Source organism: Roseobacter sp. HKCCA0882 (assembly GCF_037805225.1).
Classification (GTDB): Bacteria; Pseudomonadota; Alphaproteobacteria; order Rhodobacterales; family Rhodobacteraceae; genus M30B80.
This window is the reverse complement of record NZ_JBBLYI010000002.1, coordinates 471,805-491,670: the sequence shown is the minus strand read 5'-3', so window position 1 is coordinate 491,670 and position 19,866 is coordinate 471,805. Positions and strand designations below refer to the sequence as shown.

22 protein-coding genes and 1 riboswitch are annotated in these 19,866 nt (G+C 55.5%); of the genes, 16 read left to right on the top strand and 6 right to left on the bottom strand.

Annotated features, from left to right (window positions below; genetic code table 11):
- The first annotated feature begins 145 nt into the window (after positions 1 to 145).
- From AAC622_RS10715 to AAC622_RS10650, 14 genes are all read left to right on the top strand, one after another.
- Positions 146 to 433: a YggT family protein gene (locus AAC622_RS10715; RefSeq protein WP_317657298.1), complete on the top strand. Its 288-nt coding sequence runs from the start codon at positions 146 to 148 to the stop codon at positions 431 to 433.
- Positions 434 to 437: 4 nt separating this feature from the next.
- Complete coding sequence (locus AAC622_RS10710) at positions 438 to 1,691, top strand: NAD(P)/FAD-dependent oxidoreductase (protein ID WP_340262411.1); 1,254 nt, start codon at positions 438 to 440, stop codon at positions 1,689 to 1,691.
- 57 nt (positions 1,692 to 1,748) lie between these two features.
- On the top strand, positions 1,749 to 2,957 hold the full coding sequence (locus AAC622_RS10705) for a UDP-galactopyranose/dTDP-fucopyranose mutase family protein (protein ID WP_340262410.1): 1,209 nt from the start codon (positions 1,749 to 1,751) through the stop codon (positions 2,955 to 2,957).
- Positions 2,948 to 4,474, top strand: coding sequence for a 2,3-bisphosphoglycerate-independent phosphoglycerate mutase (gene gpmI / locus AAC622_RS10700; RefSeq protein ID WP_340262409.1), 1,527 nt, complete (start codon positions 2,948 to 2,950; stop codon positions 4,472 to 4,474). The genes AAC622_RS10705 and gpmI overlap by 10 nt, the downstream gene beginning before the upstream one ends.
- Positions 4,471 to 4,992: a hypothetical protein gene (locus AAC622_RS10695; RefSeq protein ID WP_340262408.1), complete on the top strand. Its 522-nt coding sequence runs from the start codon at positions 4,471 to 4,473 to the stop codon at positions 4,990 to 4,992. Before gpmI ends, AAC622_RS10695 begins: the two co-directional genes overlap by 4 nt.
- A gap of 27 nt (positions 4,993 to 5,019) precedes the next feature.
- Positions 5,020 to 5,382, top strand: a complete 363-nt coding sequence (locus AAC622_RS10690; RefSeq protein ID WP_340262407.1) for a hypothetical protein — start codon at positions 5,020 to 5,022, stop codon at positions 5,380 to 5,382.
- Complete coding sequence (locus AAC622_RS10685; RefSeq protein ID WP_340262406.1) at positions 5,382 to 5,600, top strand: hypothetical protein; 219 nt, start codon at positions 5,382 to 5,384, stop codon at positions 5,598 to 5,600. Before AAC622_RS10690 ends, AAC622_RS10685 begins: the two co-directional genes overlap by 1 nt.
- A 41-nt stretch (positions 5,601 to 5,641) precedes the next feature.
- Positions 5,642 to 6,970, top strand: coding sequence for a S41 family peptidase (locus tag AAC622_RS10680; RefSeq protein WP_340262405.1), 1,329 nt, complete (start codon positions 5,642 to 5,644; stop codon positions 6,968 to 6,970).
- Positions 6,967 to 7,458, top strand: coding sequence for an RNA pyrophosphohydrolase (locus tag AAC622_RS10675; protein ID WP_340262404.1), 492 nt, complete (start codon positions 6,967 to 6,969; stop codon positions 7,456 to 7,458). The genes AAC622_RS10680 and AAC622_RS10675 overlap by 4 nt, the downstream gene beginning before the upstream one ends.
- A 19-nt stretch (positions 7,459 to 7,477) precedes the next feature.
- Positions 7,478 to 8,086: a glutathione S-transferase family protein gene (locus tag AAC622_RS10670; protein WP_340262402.1), complete on the top strand. Its 609-nt coding sequence runs from the start codon at positions 7,478 to 7,480 to the stop codon at positions 8,084 to 8,086.
- On the top strand, positions 8,083 to 8,538 hold the full coding sequence (locus AAC622_RS10665) for a GNAT family N-acetyltransferase (RefSeq protein WP_340262400.1): 456 nt from the start codon (positions 8,083 to 8,085) through the stop codon (positions 8,536 to 8,538). The genes AAC622_RS10670 and AAC622_RS10665 overlap by 4 nt, the downstream gene beginning before the upstream one ends.
- 222 nt (positions 8,539 to 8,760) lie before the next feature.
- Positions 8,761 to 9,339 carry a ubiquinol-cytochrome c reductase iron-sulfur subunit gene (gene petA, locus AAC622_RS10660; protein WP_317656923.1) on the top strand — a complete coding sequence of 193 codons (579 nt, stop codon included), beginning with the start codon at positions 8,761 to 8,763 and terminating at the stop codon, positions 9,337 to 9,339.
- Positions 9,340 to 9,354: 15 nt separating this feature from the next.
- Positions 9,355 to 10,704 carry a cytochrome b gene (gene petB / locus AAC622_RS10655; protein ID WP_340253176.1) on the top strand — a complete coding sequence of 450 codons (1,350 nt, stop codon included), beginning with the start codon at positions 9,355 to 9,357 and terminating at the stop codon, positions 10,702 to 10,704.
- An 18-nt stretch (positions 10,705 to 10,722) separates the two neighbouring features.
- Positions 10,723 to 11,523, top strand: a complete 801-nt coding sequence (locus AAC622_RS10650) for a cytochrome c1 (protein ID WP_340262398.1) — start codon at positions 10,723 to 10,725, stop codon at positions 11,521 to 11,523.
- 69 nt (positions 11,524 to 11,592) lie between these two features.
- Here AAC622_RS10650 and AAC622_RS10645 read toward each other — a convergent pair whose 3' ends face one another.
- The 3 genes from AAC622_RS10645 to thiB are packed head-to-tail and all read right to left on the bottom strand — an operon-like array spanning position 11,593 to position 14,790.
- Positions 11,593 to 12,282, bottom strand: a complete 690-nt coding sequence (locus AAC622_RS10645) for a thiamine ABC transporter ATP-binding protein (protein WP_340262396.1) — start codon at positions 12,280 to 12,282, stop codon at positions 11,593 to 11,595.
- Positions 12,275 to 13,828 (bottom strand): thiamine/thiamine pyrophosphate ABC transporter permease ThiP, encoded by a 1,554-nt coding sequence (locus AAC622_RS10640; protein ID WP_340262394.1) that lies wholly within the window; start codon positions 13,826 to 13,828, stop codon positions 12,275 to 12,277. The genes AAC622_RS10645 and AAC622_RS10640 overlap by 8 nt, the downstream gene beginning before the upstream one ends.
- A complete protein-coding gene (gene thiB / locus AAC622_RS10635; RefSeq protein ID WP_340262392.1) occupies positions 13,804 to 14,790 on the bottom strand; it encodes a thiamine ABC transporter substrate binding subunit in 987 nt (328 codons plus the stop codon). Before thiB ends, AAC622_RS10640 begins: the two co-directional genes overlap by 25 nt.
- A 55-nt stretch (positions 14,791 to 14,845) precedes the next feature.
- Positions 14,846 to 14,954: riboswitch (TPP riboswitch) on the bottom strand.
- A 96-nt stretch (positions 14,955 to 15,050) separates the two neighbouring features.
- Between thiB and aroC the strand changes: the two genes are divergently transcribed.
- Positions 15,051 to 16,151, top strand: coding sequence for a chorismate synthase (gene aroC, locus AAC622_RS10630; RefSeq protein ID WP_340262390.1), 1,101 nt, complete (start codon positions 15,051 to 15,053; stop codon positions 16,149 to 16,151).
- Between the two features lie 166 nt (positions 16,152 to 16,317).
- Positions 16,318 to 16,956 carry a hypothetical protein gene (locus AAC622_RS10625; RefSeq protein ID WP_340262388.1) on the top strand — a complete coding sequence of 213 codons (639 nt, stop codon included), beginning with the start codon at positions 16,318 to 16,320 and terminating at the stop codon, positions 16,954 to 16,956.
- On the opposite strand, the gene AAC622_RS10620 is transcribed toward AAC622_RS10625, so the two are convergent.
- The 3 genes from AAC622_RS10620 to AAC622_RS10610 form a co-directional block, all read right to left on the bottom strand.
- Positions 16,953 to 17,837, bottom strand: a complete 885-nt coding sequence (locus tag AAC622_RS10620) for a DMT family transporter (protein WP_340262386.1) — start codon at positions 17,835 to 17,837, stop codon at positions 16,953 to 16,955. The two genes, AAC622_RS10625 and AAC622_RS10620, sit on opposite strands and share 4 nt — an antisense overlap.
- Positions 17,838 to 17,943: 106 nt before the next feature.
- Positions 17,944 to 18,234, bottom strand: a complete 291-nt coding sequence (locus tag AAC622_RS10615) for an HU family DNA-binding protein (RefSeq protein WP_340244157.1) — start codon at positions 18,232 to 18,234, stop codon at positions 17,944 to 17,946.
- 129 nt (positions 18,235 to 18,363) lie between these two features.
- Complete coding sequence (locus tag AAC622_RS10610) at positions 18,364 to 19,848, bottom strand: AMP nucleosidase (protein ID WP_340262384.1); 1,485 nt, start codon at positions 19,846 to 19,848, stop codon at positions 18,364 to 18,366.
- Positions 19,849 to 19,866: the final 18 nt, after the last annotated feature.

Below are 19,866 nucleotides of genomic sequence, written 5' to 3'. Positions count from 1 at the left end.
GGGCTTTCTAGATTTGGCAAAGGGAATCCGAAAGAATGGTGTAAAAGCAGCTTAAAAATCGGCAAAAATGCCCGATCCCTTGCGCTTAGGTTGGACAGGGCTTAGATCATTCGAACTGGGATTTCCGATGGAAGGGGCCTTTGCCGTGACTTCGCTCTTCATGATCTTAATGCTGCTGCTCAATGTGGCGACCTATATCATCATCGCCCATATTATCATGAGCTGGCTGATCAATTTCGGTGTGCTGAACATTAGGCAGCCTTTGGTCTATCAAATTTGGCAAGGTCTTTCGAACCTCCTTGAGCCGATTTATGGCCCCATTCGCCGTGTTTTACCCCAAATGGGTGGGCTAGATTTAGCACCGCTGATTGTGATCTTGGGGATCTACGCGCTTGAGATCATCCTGCGCAACAATGCCATGATGTTCATGTAGGCCTATGTCCACGCCCCGGTCCCATTTTGACGCCGTTATTGTTGGCGCGGGTGTGGTGGGCGTGGCCAGCGCGCTTTGGGCGCAGATGCGTGGGCAATCGGTGGCCTTGATTGATCCTGCTGCTGTTGGATCAGGGGCGAGTTCGGGCAATGCCTGCACTTTAGCAACCTATGCCTGCCTGCCCGTCAACGACCCATCCGTCTTTGCAAATCTGCCCTATTATCTGTTTTCAAATGACAGCCCGCTTGCTTTGTCTTGGGGTCATGCGCTGCGCCATCCGATCTGGATGATGAAATTCTTGGCCAATTGTCGCGCTACGAAATCCCGCCAGATTGCGCAGGAATTGGCGGCGTTGTTGGCCCATGCCGATGCGGGGTTGAACCCCCTGATTGAGGCCGCCACGGCAGAGGATTTGATTATTGCAAATGGGCAATTGACAGTCTGGCGCAGCGCGACTGCCGCCGATGCAGATCGGGCGGGCCTCAAGTTTCGCCGCGACCAAGGCATTCCCTTTGAGGAATTAAGCGGGGCCGAAGCTCATGCGATGGAACCTGCCTTGGCCTTTCAACCCGCGCGTGGGGTCTATTATCCGCTCGCGCGCCATATCCGCGATCCGCTGCTTTTGACGCAAAGATTGCATCAGAAATTTACAGAATTGGGCGGGCAGACGATCGCCAAAGCGGTGACCGAACTCAGCGATGAAGGCGCGCAAGTGCGGGTGCATCTTGGGCAGGATGATGTCACCGCGGTGCGGGTTGTTCTGGCCGCAGGGGCCTATTCGGCGCAGATCAAAGGCGGCGGTGCGGAGCATCTGCCCCTGCAAACCGAACGGGGCTATCACCTGATATATAAAGATCTTGGCCATTATGCCACGCGCCCCGTGGGTTGGGTTGAGGGTGGGTTCTATACCGCCCCTATGGCGCAAGGTCTGCGTTTGGCGGGAACTGTTGAGATTGCGGCCCTGAACGCACCACAAAACCCGCGCCGTTTGGATTATATCGCGCGCAAAGGGGCCGAGTTATGGGGCGATTTGCCCGCGCCTGATGCCATATGGATGGGATGCAGGCCTACCTTGCCTGATGCCTTGCCTGTTATTGGGCCAAGCCCAAGCTCCTCAAAGATTATCCACGCCTTTGGCCACCAGCATTTGGGCCTCACTATGGCGGGTGTGACGGGACGGATTGTGGCTGATCTCCTTGAGGGGCGGCAGCCCAATTTGGCGATTGGCGGATTATCGGCGGCACGGTCTTTTCTTTGATTCATGGCCCATTAACCCCTGACCCTCATTCTGCCCTCGGCAATATGGAGGCGCAGAATGCCCGTTTTGGTGGTTGGTGCAGGGTTCTCAGGGGCCACGCTTGCGCCTGAATGTGCGGAGGCGGGGCTGAAGGTTACCGTGATTGAAGCGCGCAATGATGTGGGCGGGCATTGTGCCACAAAAATCGACCCTGAGACGGGGGTCATGATGCATTGTCACGGGCCGCATATCTTTCACACGGCCGACCTCGCAACTTGGGCGTTTATTCAGCGGTTTGGGGCGTTTATGCCCTATCGGCATCGGGTGGCTGCGTCTTTACGCGGGCAGTTCTTTCCCTTGCCAATCACCCTTGCCACGATCAACCAATTCTTTGGTCACAACTTTACCCCACAGGCGGCGCGCCGCTTTATCGCGGCGCAGTGTATCCCCATTTCAAACCCACAGAATTTTGAGGAGGCGGCCCTGTCGCAGATTGGCCCCGCTCTCTATCAGGCGTTTTTTAAACCCTATACCGAGAAACAATGGGGTCGCCCCGCGCGTGCCCTGCCTGCTTCCGTTTTTGCGCGACTGCCTGTTCGTTTTACGATGCGGGCAGATTATTTCAATCACCCGATCCAAGCGATCCCTGCCGAAGGATATAGCGCGGTTGTCGCGGCGATGCTGGCTCATCCCAATATTGCACTGCATTTGGGTCAGTCTGTGACGGCGCAGGATAGTGGGGGATTTGATCATGTGTTTTGGACTGGGCCGATTGATGCGTATTTTAAGCATCAGCACGGGCATTTGGCCTATCGCAGTCTGCGGTTTGAGCATGAGCGCCTGCTTGACCCTGTCCAAGCCCTTGCCGTGATGAATTATCCCGCCCAAGATGTGCCATGCACACGGATCACCGAGCATCGCCACTTCGCGCCTGAACGTGCGGTGCAGGGCAGCGTTATCACCCGTGAATATCCGTTCGAGGCGGGGCCGAATGATACCCCATATTGCCCTGTGCGCCTTGCGCGCGAGAAGGCGCAGCTTGGGCGGTATATCGCGGCAGCTTTGGGTCAACATGGCGTCAGCTTTGCGGGTCGGCTTGGCACTTATCGCTATTTAGACATGGATGTTGCCATCCGCGAAGCACGCAGTTTAGCGCGCTCGGCAGTGGCCGCATTGCGCATGGGGCAGCGTCCCCCCGTCTTTGCGCCTGAGGTTGAAACTTGCCTCTCTGCCCCACCCATCCTAGAAACAGGGCAGGTTGGCAGAAAGGCACCGAAATGCGCGTGAATACACAGAAAAAACCCGTGATTTTGTGCATTTTGGATGGGTGGGGCATCGGCACAGAAGCCGAAGGCAACGCGCCGTTGCAGGCCAAAACCCCAAACTTTGATCGGCTGATGTCCACCTGCCCCAATGCGACCTTGGTGACCTTCGGCCCTGATGTTGGCTTGCCAACGGGGCAAATGGGAAATTCCGAGGTGGGCCATACCAATATCGGCGCAGGGCGCGTGGTGGCCATGGATTTGGGCCAAATTGATCTGGCGATCGAGGATGGCTCCTTCTTTCGCAACCAAGCATTGCAAGAGTTCATCGCGACTGTGAAAGCCGCGAAGGGACGCGCTCACATTGCAGGGCTTGCCTCCCCCGGTGGTGTGCATGCCCATCAGGCGCATATTTTGGCTGCTGTTCAGGCCTGTGCAGATGCAGGGCTAGAGGTGGTGATCCATGCGATCACCGATGGGCGGGACGTTGCCCCGAAATCTGCAAAAGAACAGATCGTGGGGCTTGAGGCGGGATTGCCCGACCGCGCGCGCATCGTAACTGTCACGGGGCGCTATTTTGCGATGGATCGCGACAATCGATGGGAACGGGTCGAGACCGCCTATCGCGCAATGGTCGAAGGCAAAGGCGCAAAAGCCCCGTCCGCGCAGGCGGCGATTGATCAAGGCTATGGGGTTGAGAAAACCGATGAATTCCTGCCCGCAACAGTGATTGATGACTATTCAGGCATGGCGGCAGGCGATGGTCTGTTTTTTGTGAATTTCCGCGCTGACCGGGCGCGCGAAATATTGGCCGCAATTTGCGCGCCTGAGTTCACAGGATTTGTGCGTGGCCCTCGCCCTGATCTCTCGGCGCGATTGGGGATGGTGAATTATTCGACCGAACATGATCGCTATATGCAGGTGGTTTTTCCTAAGCAGGAATTGAAAAACACGCTCGGTGAATGGGTTGCGGCCCATGGTTTGCGTCAATTTCGAATTGCTGAAACAGAGAAATATCCTCATGTGACCTTCTTTCTCAATGGCGGCCAAGAAAGTGCGGCTGAGGGGGAGGATCGGTTTATGCCGCTCTCGCCAAAAGTGGCGACCTATGATCTGCAACCCGAGATGAGTGCCGCCGAGGTGACCCAAAATTTGGTTGCGGCGATTAATGCGGAGTATGACCTGATCGTGGTGAATTACGCCAATCCTGACATGGTGGGCCATACGGGGGATTTGGGCGCCGCAATAGCTGCTTGCGAGGCGGTGGATCAGGGCCTTGGCGCGGCCTTGGCGGCCCTTGAGGGTAAAGGCGGTACGATGATTGTGACGGCGGATCATGGCAATTGCGAAACAATGATCGACCCTGTGACAGGTGGCCCTCATACGGCACATACCGTCAATCTCGTGCCTGTTGTGGTGTATGGCGGGCCCGAAGGCACAAGCCTTGCAGATGGTCGACTGGCGGATTTGGCGCCAACTGTTCTTTCCCTAATGGGCCTGCCGCAACCGCCTGAAATGACGGGGCAGTCGCTGTTGCGATGAAAGCGCGCTTTAGCCTTCTCTTGTCGGTGTTTTTGATTTGCGCGCCTGTGGCGCTGCACGCGGAGATTGGCCCAAGCGAGGCGGCTGAAGCGGCTATCCTTGAATTAGAAGCCGCGGCCACAGCCCTTGCCAATGCCCAGAGCGCCAGTGATCGCATTGCGGCCCTGACCCAGACGATTAAGGGTTATGAACATGGTTTATTGACCCTGCGCGAGGCCGTGCGCCGTGCGGCGCTTGCACAAAGGGCAATCGAATCGCGCTTGGATACGGAGAGCGCCGAATTATCTGGGCTGCTTATGGCCATGCAGCGGATCGCAGCCGAGCCAAGCCCCGTTGGTTTGATGCACCCCAATGGGCCCGTTGCTTCGGCCCGTGCGGGGATGGTGCTTGCGGATGTCACCCCAGCGCTTGCCGCTGAAGCGATTGCGTTGCGGCAGGAATTGGAACAGATCGCCACCTTGTCCCGTTTGCAATCGGGTGCGGTGCTGCAGATGGAGGCGGCTTTGTCCGAAGTGTAAACCGCCCGCGCCAGTCTCGCCGCCGCAGTGGCGGAACGGCGTGAAGCCCCTGATCGCTTTGCGCTGAGTGAAGATGCATTGCGCCAGATTGTCGAAGCGGTCGACACATTGGACGCGTTTCTTGATTTATTGGCGCAAGCCCCTGCGCCCGAAGATAGCGCTATGCGCGGGTTCAGTGATTCACGCGGCGCAGTGCCTTTGCCCGTTTTTGGGGTGTTGCTCAATGGGTTCGAGGCCCAAGATGCGGCAGGCATCAGCCGCCCCGGTTTGTTATTAGCCACGGCCCCTGCGGCACTTGTGACATCCCCGCGGTTTGGAACAGTGCGCTATGCGGGGCCTTTGTTGGACTATGGCAATGTGGTGATCCTTGAACCTGAAGGGAAATTTTGATGATTCTTGCGGGGCTTGGTGATCTTTATGTGAGCGCGGGCGCCGTGATTTCACAGGGCGCACCCTTGGGAATGATGCCAAGCGCCGCAAGCGCGCGCGCAGATTTGATCACTGAGACACCAGATCAGACTGGCGCTGCGCTTTCAGAAACTATTTATATTGAATTGAGACAGGATGGCGGCGTGATTGATCCGCAACCATGGTTTGATTGGGAATAAGTGCACCGCGCCAGATATGCGGTCGGAAAGGACGGATGAACATGAAGAAACTGGTTATTGCGGGCTTAGGGGGCGCGGTTGCTGGGGTCATCTTGGCATCCCAATTTGCCGCCCCGCTCTTGGCGCAAGAGCAGGAAGAGCAGCGCAGCGTTTACGAGCAGCTTGATTTGTTTGGAGATGTGTTTGAGCGGATCCGCTCGAATTACGTTGAGGAGGTCGATGAATCCGCGCTGATCGAAGCGGCAATCAATGGCATGCTGACCTCGCTTGATCCGCATTCAAGCTATCTGCCGCCGCGTGATTTCGACTCGATGCAAGTGCAGACCCGTGGCGAGTTTGGTGGGTTAGGCATTGAAGTGACCCAAGAAGACGGGTTTGTGCGCGTCATCACGCCAATGGATGACACCCCTGCAATGGAAGCGGGTGTTGAGGCGGGTGATTTCATCACCCATGTGGATGGTGAGGCACTGTTTGGCCTGACATTGGAAGAAGCCGTTGATCTGATGCGTGGGCCTGTTGGTTCGGAGATTGTCATCACTGTCGTGCGGGAGGGGGTTGATGAACCTTTTGACATCTCCATCATCCGCGACCGCATCCGTCTTACCGCTGTGCGCACGCGCCTAGAGGGAAACACCGCGATTTTGCGCGTCTCGACCTTCAATGATCAAACCTATCCCAACTTGGAGGAGGGTTTGTCTGATGTCATCACAGAGCTTGGCGGGATCGAAAATCTGAACGGTGTCGTGCTTGATTTGCGCAACAATCCTGGGGGTCTATTGACCCAAGCAATTCGTGTGTCCGATGCCTTTTTGGAACAGGGCGAAATCGTTTCCACCCGTGGCCGCAATGGCGCGGATGGGGATCGCTACAATGCAACGGCGGGCGATTTGATTGACGGATTGCCAATGGTGGTTTTGGTCAATGGCGGCTCTGCCTCGGCCTCCGAGATCGTGGCGGGCGCGTTGCAAGATCATCGCCGCGCTGTGGTCGTAGGCACAAACACATTTGGCAAAGGGTCGGTGCAATCCGTGATGCCTGTGCAGGGCGAGGGGGCCATTCGACTGACCACTGCGCTATACTACACCCCTTCGGGCCGCTCGATTCAGGCATTGGGCGTGGCCCCTGATATTCTGGTGGAACAGCGCGACCCTGTTGAGGATGCGCCAACCGAAGATCGGTTCACCCGTTCCGAAGCCGATTTGCGCGGTGCCTTGCGCAACACCACCCTGACCGAAGATGAGCAGCGTCTTCGCGATGAGGAGCAAGCCATTGCCGAGGAAACTGCACGCCTGCGCAATCAGGATTATCAACTGGCCTATGCGATTGATATTCTGACGGGGCTAAACGCCTTGGGGCCAAACGCCCGATGAGCGCGGCGCTGTCGCCTGCTGATATCGCTGCGCTGCCCTATCGGCCCTGTGTTGGCATTGTGATGGTCAATGCCGCGGGTGGTGTTTTCGCGGGCACGCGCGTGGATATGGACAAACCTGCATGGCAAATGCCGCAGGGCGGTATTGATGCGGACGAAACCCCACGCCAAGCCGCTGCCCGCGAATTGCTTGAGGAAACTGGCATTTCAGAAGATCAAACGCGGTTTCTAAGGCAGACCGCTGATTGGTTGACCTATGATCTGCCGCCAGAAGTGATCCCCTATCGTTGGGGCGGCAAATTTCGGGGACAAAAGCAGCATTGGGTTATGGTTGAATTAACCGCCCCGGATGACGCGATTGACCTCAGCTATCAGGATGTTGAATTTTCCGATTGGCAATGGATGCGGGCGCAGGATCTTTTGGTGCAGATTGTGCCGTTCAAGCGCGACATCTATGCCGCCGTGTTTCAAGAATTTGGTTTAATCTAAGCCCAAAGGGACAAGAAAAATGGCGCAATTTCAGGTTCTCGGCTCTGCTGCATCCCCCTTCGTGCGGAAGGTTCTTGTGATGGTCAAAGAGGCGTGTATGACAGATGTGATGTTCGAAACTGTCAAAGCCTCACCCATGGGCGGGGATGCCCATCTCAATGCCGCCAATCCTTCAGGACGTATTCCTGTGCTTTTGCGCGAAGGCGATAGCCCGATTTTTGACAGCCGTGTGATCACCCGCTTTTTGGATCAACATGCGCAAGCGGGGCTTTACCCGGAAAGCCGCCTTTGGGAGGTGCTGACCACCGAAGCGGCGGCAGATGGTATGATCGAAGCTGTGGTGGCCATGGTGTATGAAAAACGCTTCCGCCCCGAAACACATTGGTATGAGCCTTGGTATGAAGGCCAATGGGCCAAAGTAGAGCGCGGGCTTGATTATTTCGAAACCCAAGTGCCGAGTTTTGATCAGGCGCTTGATATGGGCCAAATCGCGGTTGGTGCGGGCTTGGGCTATCTTGATTTTCGCCAAGGCCAATTTGATTGGCGCGCGACCCGCCCGAACTTGACTGCGTTTTTTGATCGCTTAAGCGCGCGTCCCTCTTTCAAAGACACATTCCCAGTTGGATGAATGCTTCGCCCCAATTTAGCCTTGTGCAAACACAGGCTGATTTGGATCTGTGCTACGAGATCCGCCGCGCTGTCTTTGTGGTTGAGCAATCTGTGCCGCTTTCAGAGGAATTTGATACGATTGACGCAAAAGCCACTCATGTTTTGGGTCGTTTGGCGGGGCGGGCTGTCGCGACAGGGCGGCTCTATCGCACAGGGCAGGCGTGGCGGATCGGACGCATCGCAGTTGTCGCAGATGCGCGGGGCGCGGGCTATGGTGCGGCACTTATGCGGTTTGTGATGGCGCATATTCGCCACATCTCCGCGGAACCAGATCCACACCAGATGGAATTGGACGCGCAATTGAGCGCGATTTCCTTTTACGAGCGCTTGGGATTCACCGCCACAGGCCCCGAATTTGATGATGGATCGGGTATTTTGCACCGAAAAATGTCCCTAAACTTCGGGGAATAGGCGGGCTTTGCGAAATTTTTTTCGTGTGAAACCTTCATGTTTTTCGCGCAGAGGTTGAAAATTCATCACAAACCGCGACATTTCGGCCAAACTGCGCGCGTTTGTCCGCTAGACGCTTATCATTTCATTGCATAAACAGCCCGAGAAAAGCTGCGGGGGATTCCTGTGGCTTCGATTCAATTGGCCCCGTTTGGTGGGTCGCTGACAAGGGAGACGCTTTCAGTGTCACACGCAGAAGACCAGTCCAGCACACGCCGCGACTTTCTGTACTATGCGACAGGCGGTGTAGGTGCTGTTGTAACCGGCGCCGCCGTCTGGCCGCTGGTCAATCAAATGAACCCTTCGGCAGACGTTCAAGCCGCATCCACGATGCGCGTTGATGTCTCGGGTGTGCAGGAAGGAACGCAGCTGACCGTTCTGTTCCTCGGCAAGCCCGTTTTCATCCGCCGCCGCACGCAGGATGAGATTGAAGCGGCGCGCGCTGTTGACATGAATGACCTTGTCGATACCGATAGCCGTAACCCCAACATCGCGGCAGGATCGGATGCGCATGACGAAAACCGCAGCCTAACCACCCCTGAGGGTGAGAACACAGGCGAGTGGTTGGTGATGCAGGGCGTTTGCACCCATTTGGGCTGTGTGCCCTTGGGTGATGGCGCAGGCGAGTTCGGCGGTTGGTTCTGCCCTTGCCATGGTTCGCATTACGACACGGCAGGCCGTATCCGCAAAGGCCCCGCGCCGCAAAACCTGCACATTCCGAACGCGTCTTTCGTAGACGATACAACAATTTTGCTCGGTTAACGGAGGAAACGACCGATGTCTGGCATTCCCCACGACCATTACGAACCGAAGTCCAACGCCGAGAAGTGGTTGCATTCGCGCCTTCCCATCGTGGGCCTTCTTTATGACACATTGATGATCCCAACCCCCAAGAACCTGAATTGGATGTGGATTTGGGGCATCGTTCTTGTGTTCTGCTTGGTCATGCAGATTGTCACAGGGATCATCCTTGTGATGCATTACACTCCACATGTCGATCTCGCTTTTGCAAGCGTTGAACACATTATGCGCAACGTGAACGGGGGATGGGCGATCCGCTATATCCACCAAAACGGCGCGTCTTTGTTCTTTATCGCGGTTTATCTGCACATTTTCCGTGGTCTTTACTACGGCTCCTACAAGGCGCCACGCGAAGTCACATGGATTGTCGGTATGCTGATTTACCTGCTGATGATGGGAACAGCCTTTATGGGCTATGTTCTGCCTTGGGGTCAGATGTCCTTCTGGGGCGCGACCGTGATCACGGGCCTATTTGGCGCGATCCCCTTTGTGGGCGAAGCGATCCAGACATGGCTCTTGGGCGGGCCTGCGGTGGACAACGCCACGCTGAACCGCTTCTTGTCGCTGCATTACCTGTTGCCATTCGTGATCTTGGGTCTGGTGATCGTTCACGTTTGGGCCTTCCACACCACGGGTAACAACAACCCAACAGGTGTTGATGTGCGCCGCGCCTCTAAGAAAGAGGCCGAAGCCGATACGCTGCCATTCTGGCCCTATTTCGTGATCAAAGACCTGTTCGCCTTGGCGGTTGTTCTGGTGGCTTTCTTTGCCATCGTGGGCTTTATGCCGAACTATCTGGGTCACCCCGATAACTATATCGAGGCAAACCCAATGGTCACGCCTGCACACATCGTGCCTGAATGGTATTTCTTGCCCTTCTACGCCATCCTGCGCGCCTTTGACGGTGAAGTTTGGGTTGTGATTGCGGCGGACTTCCTGACCGGCGGGATTGTTGACGCGAAATTCTTCGGTGTTCTCGCCATGTTTGGTGCGATCATCGTGATGGCCTTGGTGCCATGGCTTGATACATCTTCGGTGCGCTCTGGCCGCTACCGCCCAATGTTTAAGCCTTGGTTCTGGGTTTTCGTGGTCAACTTCTTCGTGCTGATGTGGGCGGGTGCAATGCCTGCAGAAGGGATTTACCCCTACATCGCTTTGATCGGGTCGGCCTATTGGTTCGCCTATTTCCTCGTGATCCTGCCGCTTCTGGGGGTTCTGGAAAAGCCAACTATACCGCCTTCGACCATCGAAGAGGATTTCAACAGCCATTACGGCAACGCAAGCGTGGGCACTGGCCCCGCCTCTGCGAAAATTCCTGCTGAGTGAGAGAAAGGATAGTCTGACATGTTCAGGAAACTTGTGATCAGCACAATCGCTGCGCTGAGCCTCTCGACCGGAGCGGGATTTGCAGCAGGTGCATCGGGCCATGTCGAGAATTATGAATTCTCGTTCCAAGGACTATTCGGTCGCTATGACCAAGATCAGCTTCAGCGTGGGCTTCAGGTCTTCACGGAAGTATGCTCTGCCTGCCATGGTCTGCAATATGTGGCCTACCGTAACCTCGCCGATGAAAATGGCTTGGGATATACCCCCGAACAGGCTCGCGCCTATGCGGAACAGTTCGAGGTGTATGACCCATCGATTGATGATTGGCGCACTGCGACCCCGAATGACCACTTTCCCCAGTCGGGTTTTGAAGGTGCGCCTGATCTGAGCCTAATGGCCAAGGCACGCGCTGGTTTTCATGGACCATATGGCCTAGGTCTGAACCAGTTGTTTAACGGTATCGGCGGCCCGGAATATATTGCATCTCTTCTGACCCATTATACGGGCGAAGAGGTAGAGCAGTATGGGGCATACTTTTATGAGAACGAAACTTACCCTGGCGGCTTGATCGCCATGGCCCCTCCCTTGTGGGATGGTGCGGTTGAGTTTGCCGATGGCTCACCCAATGATATCGAAAGCATGGCCAAAGATGTGGCATCGTTCCTGACTTGGGCAGCAGAACCCCGCATGATGGAGCGTAAGCAGCTTGGCTTTACCGCTATCATCATGCTCGGCATTCTCGCTGTGATGCTTTATCTGACTAATAAAAAACTTTGGGCGCCGATCAAATCGCGCGCTAAAGCGGGCGCAGCGAAATAAGCAGCGCCCCTGAAGGGACGATAGAAACCTAAAAGCGCCTCTGATGTCAGAGGCGCTTTTTTCTTTTGGCTAAAGCCACGGCACCAAACCTGCAGGGGGTGCGGCGCGTAGGCCTGCGATTGGGTAATCTCCTGTAATCTGCCCTTCGGTCAAAAGCATCACGCGATTACACATCCGCTCGGCATCTGTAAAATCATGAGACGCTAGGATCAAGGTCAGGCCCAAATCGTGGCATAATGTGCTGATCAATTCTGCCATCTCGCGCCGCAAAGTGGGATCTAGGGCTGCAAACGGCTCGTCCATCAGCAATATTGGACGATTTTGCAAAAGTACCCGCGCAATGGCTGCGCGAGATTGTTGTCCGCCTGACAGGCTTGCAGGGCGGCGCCCCTCAAACCCGCGCAAACCGACTTGCGTCAAAGCGGTGCTGATCTGCGCCTCCATCGCCGCGTTCAAGGCCAATCGCGGTGAGAGGGCCAGGCCTAGATTCTCCTGCAAAGTCAGATGGGGGAAAAGATTGCTGTCTTGAAACAGGATTGAAATTGGTCGTTTGGATGGATCGCACTGGGTGAGGTTTGCACCGCCAAACCAGATCTCTCCCACATTTGGACTGAGAAACCCTGCGATAAGGCTGATCAACGTTGATTTCCCCGCGCCTGATTGCCCCATCAAAGCCAAGCGTTCCCCCCGCTGCACGCGGAAGACGGCTTTCAATTCAAAGCCCGCGTTGCGATAGTTTAGGTTTGTGATCTCAAGCATGGTAACGGCCCCCACGGTCAAATATCCAAAACAAGCCAAGGCTTAGGATCAAGAGCAGCAATGCAGCCCCTTGGGCATCCGCCATACGATAGGCCCCCATCAGGCGCAGCATCTCTAGGGGCAAAGTGGCTTGATCAGGTGCCGCGAATAGGGCGATCACGCCCAAATCCCCCATTGATAATGCCGCACATAAACCCGCTGCAAAGCCCAATGGACGGACAAGGCGCGGCAGGATCGCGTGTCGAAATCTGTGCCAGCCGACAAGGCCCAGCGCCGTGGCAAGGCGGGCTTGGCTTGCTTCGGCCTCACGAAGGGCGGGCAGAACGGCACGCAGCACGAAGGGCAGCGCCATCAGGGCATTGACGCAAATAGTGACGGGCAAGGCCCATGTTATGGGATTGGTAAGTGGGCGTAGAATCAAAAACCATCCTGTGCCGAGGGCCAAAGGTGAAATGACCAAGGCAAGCAGGCAAAGAGCCTCAAACATTGCGGCGCGGCGCAAGCGGAGCAAGGCAAAGGCGATTGGCAGCGCCATCGCAATCGACAGAGCGGTCGCAGATAACGCCATGATCAGCGAGCGCAGCGCCGCAATCCAAACGGCTGTGGGTAGTTCTGTAAGATTTGGCAGGCCAAGGATCACGATCCGCGCCAAGGGCAATGCGAGAAATACACCCGCAGCCACGATCACCATAGTATCGACAAACGCGCGCCCCTCAGTGGGCAGGGCCAATGTGCGATCCAGCCCCGTGCCAAGTCCCGTGCCACGGGCTGACAGCCGCAGTGCAAACGCGCCGAGGCCGAGGCACAGCAGGGCCTGCACGGCGGCCAAACTCGCGGCGCGCCCAAGGTCAAAATCAAATCGAAACGCTTGATAAATGGCCAATTCAATCGTGGTGGCGCGCGGGCCACCGCCCAAGATCAATGCGACTGCGAAACTTGAGCAACAGAGCAGAAAAATCACCACAAGGGCGCCCGGTGCAGTGCTACGCAAAATCGGCCATTCAATATGCCGAAAAAAAGCGCCGCCCTTAAGCCCCAAAGACTGTGCAAGGCGTATGCGTTCCTGTGGGATGGCTTGCCACTCTTGCAGGATTAAACGCGCGGCAAGGGGGAGGTTAAAAAACACATGCGCGAGAACAACGCCGTGCAGCCCGTAAATTTCAGGGAGGTCTAGGCCAATGACCTGTAAGGCGCGCGCAAGCCACCCGTTATGCCCATAGCTTGCAATCAGCCCGATCACGGCAACGATGACGGGAAGGATAAATGGGGCGCCCATCAGGCTGATGAAAATGCCCCTGCCAATAAACCTCCGCCGCGCAACAGCGCGGGCTAGTGGAATGGCAATTGCAAGGCTCAGGCTTGCGGAGAGGAATGCCTGAAGGAGCGTAAAGCGAATCGCGGCCCAGTCGGCCGCGCGTAGTTTAAACCCATCGTCCGCCGTGACGGCAATCGCCACAAGCGGGGCAAGGGTCACGGTCAGGACAAGCGCCAAAGCGCCCGTCCCGACCCAAACCAAGGCACTTAGCGGCTGAGTGCGGTTTGCCATCTGTCAATCGCTGCATCGCGAAGCGCCGCAGCCTCATCCCCCGAGAAGTGCAGAACTTTTTCAGGGGCAATCAAGGTTTCAAACCCATCGGGCAGCGCCGAAGCGGGCAAAGCCGCAGGATACATCCAGTTTGTCGTGGGGATTACGGATTGGAATTCGGGCGACAGCATGAAGGTCATAAACGCACGCGCTAAATCGGGTTGATCGCTTGCCGCAGTGATGCCTGCAATTTCAATTTGCATATAATGCCCTTCGTCAAAGGCAGCGGCAGATTTGCTTGGGTCTTCCTCAGCAATGAGGTGATAGGCGGGGGATGTTGTGTAGGAAAGCACCATATCGGCCTCACCCTCTAGGAACAGGCCGTAGGCCTCTGACCATCCTGGGGTAACCGTGACGATGTTATCCGCCAAATCCTGCCAAATCTGCGCAGCACCATCGCCATAAGCGGCCTCAATCCAATAAACGAGGCCCAAACCTGGGGTCGAACTGCGTGGGTCTTGGATCAAGATGCGCAGATCACTTGCGCCCAATTCCTCAAAACTTTGTGGGGGATCGGGCAGATCAGCATTATGGACAAAGGCGAAATAGCCCCAATCAAAGGGCAGAAATTCTGCATCATCCCAAGCGATTGGTAGGGTCAGCCCCTCAACGAAGATATCATGCGTGGCGAATAGGCCCGTATCGCGTGCGGCTGTCATCAGGTTTGTATCAAGGCCTAAGACCACATCCGCTTCGCTGCGGCTCCCCTCAAGCTTAAGCCGAGACAGCAGTGCTGCGCCATCGCCCGCACTGACGAATTGCAGATCACAGCCACAGCTTTCTTCGAAAGCAGCCTTAATCTGGGGCCCAGGCCCCCAATCAGCGACAAATGAATCATAGGTATAGACATGCAAAACAGGGTTTTCGGCCATTGCCGCCCCTGCAAAGATGCTCATACCCGCTGCTATGATGGTGTGTTTCATTTCCTCACTCCTCCATTGCGACGGGCGAAGTGAAGATGGAGCTTGGGCAAATTGCCCTCTGTTCCAAAGCCTTCCCTCCGCCGGTCCTAACCGGTTCAGGTTCAACGGGTTTACGCAGGATTGCGCATCTCAGGCCCTATAACGGGCCACCCCGAGACAAGAACTGATGTAAGCAGGTTTTCTGCGAAGGGCAAGGGTCTTGGCATTTTGCCTCAGGAAGGCTAACCCCTGTGAAGGCTAAAATTATGTAGGTCACGCCAATGTCGATGAACACATTCGGTCATCTTTTTCGGGTTACCACTTGGGGCGAAAGCCACGGGCCAGCCCTTGGCGCGACTGTTGACGGATGCCCCCCAGGTGTTGCGATAGATGCCGCAATGCTGCAGCATTGGCTTGATCGCCGCAAACCAGGTCAGAATAAATACACCACGCAACGCCGCGAACCTGACGAGGTGGAAATTCTTTCGGGCGTTTACGACGGCCAGACGACAGGCACGCCGATACAGTTGATGATCCGCAACACGGATCAGCGGTCGAAAGATTATTCTGAAATTGCCGAAAAATTCCGTCCAGGCCATGCCGATATCACCTATTGGCAAAAATACGGTATCCGCGATCCGCGCGGGGGTGGGCGATCAAGCGCGCGAGAAACCGCTGCACGCGTGGCTGCAGGCGGGGTTGCGCGCGCGGTTTTGGCCACGCTGCTGCCTGATCTGCAAATCACGGGCTTCATGGTGCAAATGGGCCCAAATCAGATTGACCGTGTGCGGTTTGACTGGGATCAGATTGAGCAGAACCCATTTTGGACGCCTGACCCCAAGGCAGCGGCAGATTGGGCAAGCTATTTAGATGGCCTTCGCAAATCGGGCGACAGTGTCGGCGCGGTGATCGAGGTGGTCGCGCGCGGTTTGCCCGCAGGTCTTGGCGCGCCGATTTATGGCAAGCTTGATACGGATTTGGCCGCAGCGATGATGTCAATCAATGCCGTGAAAGGTGTTGAGATTGGCGAGGGCATGAACTCCGCTGCCTTGCGGGGTAGTGAAAACGCGGATGAAATCACGATGGGCGCAGATGGCCCGCAATACGCCTCTAATCACGCGGGCGGGATTTTGGGTGGAATTTCCACTGGCCAAGATGTGGTTGTGCGTTTTGCCGTGAAACCCACCTCCTCTATCCTGACACCGCGCCAAACGATCACGAAATCGGGCGAATCGGCTGAGATCATCACAAAAGGGCGGCATGATCCTTGTGTAGGTATTCGTGCCGTTCCTGTGGGTGAAGCGATGATGGCCTGTGTGGTTCTAGATCATTTGTTGCTGCATCGCGGACAAATAGGCGCAAATCGTGGCAACATCGGCTGACCGTTTCTTAGATTAGTTTCAAATTCCGTAAAATTTTCTTGGCCTTGCCGCTTTTTAACCAAGTTTCCTTGTGATCTTGAGGGGGTAAACGAGTAAGAGGTTAACTATGCGACAGGCCAAGCGAACATGGGCACTTCCGAGATCCTTTCGGGTGGATGGAAGAACGATGATCATCGCGCTCATGGCGCTTGGCCTCCTCATTGGGATGGTTTGGCGGATCGGCCCGACCCCCGATGTCTGGGCAAGCACCAATGACAGCACGGCGGGTTTGCGGGTGTTCTCGCAAGACGACCGACTGGTCTCTTTCGAAGATTTCGAGTTTAACGAAGGCGGCTTTAGTGGTGCGGCCCAATCAAATCAATCCATGATAACGGGCGGTATTCTGGGCCCTGTTGCAGCAGGGTTGGTGATCCAAAAACCGATCCTTTTGCCACTTGGTTTTCGCAATGCTGTGCTTGAGTTAGACCTATGGCTTCTTGACGGACGGGAAGGTGCAGCGGTTGAACTCAGCTTTGCCGATGCAGCCTTGCGCATTACAGGCGAGGCGCACGCCCCCGTGATCGAGATCGCGCAGCAGAGCCCAACAGGCACGCGGTTTCAATTGCTTGACGCGCATCCCAAACCCGATGGGTCAGCGCAATCGGGAGAAGAAACCACAAGATTATCTTTGCGCATTGCGGTCAGCAGCTATGACGCAGAGAGCGAAATCAGCCTATTTGGCAGCGATGATACGGATACGCCCTATCGCATCGCTATTGATAATCTGCGCGTCATTGTCAGCGATACGCCGCTTGACGGGGCCTAGCTGCTTGGCGGCGTTGGGGTCACGCGGGCCAGCTGCACCGCCAAAATCCCGCCTGCGATGATGGCAACCCCAATTATGTCAGCTAAAGATAATTGTTCCCCAAGGAGCGCTGCCGCAATCGCCACGCCAAAAAACGGATTCAAGAAGTGAAACGTTGCGGCGCGGGTTGCCCCAATGCGAGCCACCAGCAAAAACCAAATCCATGTCGCCAAAAGACCTGGGGCTAAAGTTGTATAGGTGAAGGCCCAAAAGAGACGCTGCGACATGTCAAATTCTGGTGTTTCAAAGATTAAGGCAAAGGGCAGCAAGACAATCGAGCCAACTGCCATTTGCAAGCCAACGGTCATCATCACATTTCCGCCTGAGGCTGAAGCACTGCGCACGGCCAATGTTGCGATGGTCAGCGCCACGGCAGCTATGACGCAGAGTGCAAGGCCCATGACATCCGCCCCGCCTGTTAATCGCTGTGACATAATCAGTGCCACCCCAGTAAAGCCCGCAATTAGGCCGAAAATCCCTAGCTTTGGGAGGGTTTCGCGGAAAAACGCCCAATTCGCAGTCGCTACCAACAGCGGCATACTGGATGCGATAATGGCTGCAAGCCCCGCTTCGACCGTTTGCATGGCGATAAAATTCAGGCCCAGATAGATCGCGTTTTGGCAGGTGCCAAAAATCAAAATGCCGCGCCATTGCTTGGCTGAAAATTTCCAGTGTTGTCCGAGGGCCTTGGCAACGGCCACACCAATCAGACCCGCTAATCCAAAGCGCAGAACCAATGCGTAGAGGGGGGGCGCGGCCTCAACGATCATCCGCGCAGAGGTGAAAGCCGAAGACCATATGAGGGCGAAAATCAGCCCCATTCCAATTGCGCGAAAATCCATGTCATGCATCCTGCGGAAACCTGCTTGCGACACAGAAGCATGAAACCCGCCCAAGAAAAAGGGCCGCCCAAGAAGGCGGCCCTTAAAATTTCGAAACTGCTAAAACTTAGCCGTTTACGCTGTCCTTCAATGCCTTTGCGATTGTGACCTTCACAACCTTGTCGGCAGGCTTTTTGATCTGCTCACCCGTTGCTGGGTTGCGCACCATACGCTCGGGACGTGCGCGGCAGTATACTTTGCCAATCCCAGGAAGGGTTACTGCGCCACCGCCTGCGACTTCTTTGGTGACCACTGCGGTCACTGCATCCAAAGCGGCTGCTGCGGTTTTCTTGTCACTGCCCATTTCGTCGGCAAGCGCGGCAACAAGCTGCGTCTTTGTCATCGGTTTCTGTGCCATTTTTTATCTCCTTTACTCCCCGAACCCTTGGGCTCGCTAGTGCAAAATTACCCTAATATTGTGGATGGACACAACAATTAGTAGACATAATGGTGCAGAAAACATGCATCTTGACAGAAATTTATATATTTATAAGAAAGCCGTTTCCTCAAAAGACCGCAATTTTCGGCTATGAAGGCGTTCAAGCGGCATTTCGCGCAATTTTTCCATGGCGCGAATGCCGATCAACAAATGTCGCGTCACTTGGGTTTTATAGAATTCTGAGGCCGTTCCGGGCAGCTTTAATTCGCCATGCAGCGGCTTATCCGAGACACAAAGCAGCGTGCCATAAGGCACCCGAAAGCGAAATCCATTGGCGGCGATTGTTGCGCTTTCCATATCAAGTGCGATGGCGCGACTTTGGCTGAGGCGCTTTACGGGGCCAGATTGATCGCGCAATTCCCAATTGCGATTGTCGATTGTGGCGACCGTGCCTGTGCGCATGATCCGTTTCAATTCATAGCCAGATACTTGCGCAACATCTGCCACCGCATCCTCAAGGGCAATTTGAACTTCGGCCAATGCGGGGATGGGAACCCATGCAGGCAGGTCATCATCAAGAACATGATCTTCGCGCAGATAGGCATGTGCCAAGACATAATCGCCAAGCGCCTGCGTGTTGCGCAGACCTGCACAATGACCAACCATCAACCATGCATGGGGTCGCAAAACTGCAATATGGTCAGTGGCGGTTTTTGCGTTTGAAGGCCCAACCCCAATATTAACCAAACTAATACCTGCATTGTCTTTACGGGTGAGGTGATAGCTTGGCATCTGGGGCATTTTTGCGGGATGTGTGAGCTCTGCTTCAGCAGTCATCAAAACTTGATCGCCCGGCCCAACAAGGGCGGTGTAGCCACTGTTTGGGTCGGCCAACATTGCCCGCGCATAGGCAATGAATTCGTCAATATAGAATTGGTAATTGGTGAACAGAACATGGTTCTGGAAATAAACAGGATCAGTCGCGGTATAATGAGCGAGCCGTGCTAGAGAATAGTCGATCCGTTCGGCGGTAAAGGGCGCAAGCGGCCCCGATCCGTCTGGATGCTTAAAGCCAAAAGAATTGACGATCTCGTCATGGATGCCGCCCAGATCAGGCACATCAAACATATCGCGCAAGGGAAAGGTCAGCGCAGCCTCTTGCGGGATGTTGAGATTGGGATCTGTCAGCACCGCAAAATGCAGTGGAATTGGCGTGGAGGATACCCCAATCGCGACCTCAACATTATGGTTTTCAATCAGCAGGGCGATTTGCTGTGTCAGATAATTTGCAAATAAATCGGGGCGCGTGACCGTTGTGGAATAGGTGCCCGGTTCTGCGACATGACCAAAAGAAAGGCGGGTGTCGATCTTGCCAAAACCTGTCGTGGTAATCCGTATCTCGGGATAAAAGGCGCGATAGCGGGTGTTCTCGCGCGGGGCTTTTAAGGCCTCGGAAAAGGCATCGTAAAGGAATTTTGTGGCCGCCTGATACAGCAGTTGCAATTCGGCGACTGCGTCTGCGGCCTTGCTGAAATATTTGGGGTGAGGTGCGGCGGGGGATAGGATTTGTTCGTCTTTGGCTGATTTTCGCATCGCGCACTCCCCCTGATT

Coding starts and splice junctions, on each gene's coding strand:
- AAC622_RS10645 (WP_340262396.1), bottom strand. CDS start 12,282: ATGCTTGAGATCACAAACCTAAACTATCGCAACGCGGGCTTTGAATTG.
- AAC622_RS10625 (WP_340262388.1), top strand. CDS start 16,318: ATGATCATCGCGCTCATGGCGCTTGGCCTCCTCATTGGGATGGTTTGG.
- AAC622_RS10665 (WP_340262400.1), top strand. CDS start 8,083: ATGAATGCTTCGCCCCAATTTAGCCTTGTGCAAACACAGGCTGATTTG.
- thiB (WP_340262392.1), bottom strand. CDS start 14,790: ATGAAACACACCATCATAGCAGCGGGTATGAGCATCTTTGCAGGGGCG.
- aroC (WP_340262390.1), top strand. CDS start 15,051: ATGTCGATGAACACATTCGGTCATCTTTTTCGGGTTACCACTTGGGGC.
- AAC622_RS10675 (WP_340262404.1), top strand. CDS start 6,967: ATGAGCGCGGCGCTGTCGCCTGCTGATATCGCTGCGCTGCCCTATCGG.
- AAC622_RS10620 (WP_340262386.1), bottom strand. CDS start 17,837: ATGGATTTTCGCGCAATTGGAATGGGGCTGATTTTCGCCCTCATATGG.
- AAC622_RS10610 (WP_340262384.1), bottom strand. CDS start 19,848: ATGCGAAAATCAGCCAAAGACGAACAAATCCTATCCCCCGCCGCACCT.
- AAC622_RS10615 (WP_340244157.1), bottom strand. CDS start 18,234: ATGGCACAGAAACCGATGACAAAGACGCAGCTTGTTGCCGCGCTTGCC.
- AAC622_RS10685 (WP_340262406.1), top strand. CDS start 5,382: ATGATTCTTGCGGGGCTTGGTGATCTTTATGTGAGCGCGGGCGCCGTG.
- AAC622_RS10710 (WP_340262411.1), top strand. CDS start 438: ATGTCCACGCCCCGGTCCCATTTTGACGCCGTTATTGTTGGCGCGGGT.
- AAC622_RS10705 (WP_340262410.1), top strand. CDS start 1,749: ATGCCCGTTTTGGTGGTTGGTGCAGGGTTCTCAGGGGCCACGCTTGCG.
- AAC622_RS10650 (WP_340262398.1), top strand. CDS start 10,723: ATGTTCAGGAAACTTGTGATCAGCACAATCGCTGCGCTGAGCCTCTCG.
- AAC622_RS10680 (WP_340262405.1), top strand. CDS start 5,642: ATGAAGAAACTGGTTATTGCGGGCTTAGGGGGCGCGGTTGCTGGGGTC.
- petB (WP_340253176.1), top strand. CDS start 9,355: ATGTCTGGCATTCCCCACGACCATTACGAACCGAAGTCCAACGCCGAG.
- AAC622_RS10640 (WP_340262394.1), bottom strand. CDS start 13,828: ATGGCAAACCGCACTCAGCCGCTAAGTGCCTTGGTTTGGGTCGGGACG.
- gpmI (WP_340262409.1), top strand. CDS start 2,948: ATGCGCGTGAATACACAGAAAAAACCCGTGATTTTGTGCATTTTGGAT.
- AAC622_RS10670 (WP_340262402.1), top strand. CDS start 7,478: ATGGCGCAATTTCAGGTTCTCGGCTCTGCTGCATCCCCCTTCGTGCGG.
- AAC622_RS10695 (WP_340262408.1), top strand. CDS start 4,471: ATGAAAGCGCGCTTTAGCCTTCTCTTGTCGGTGTTTTTGATTTGCGCG.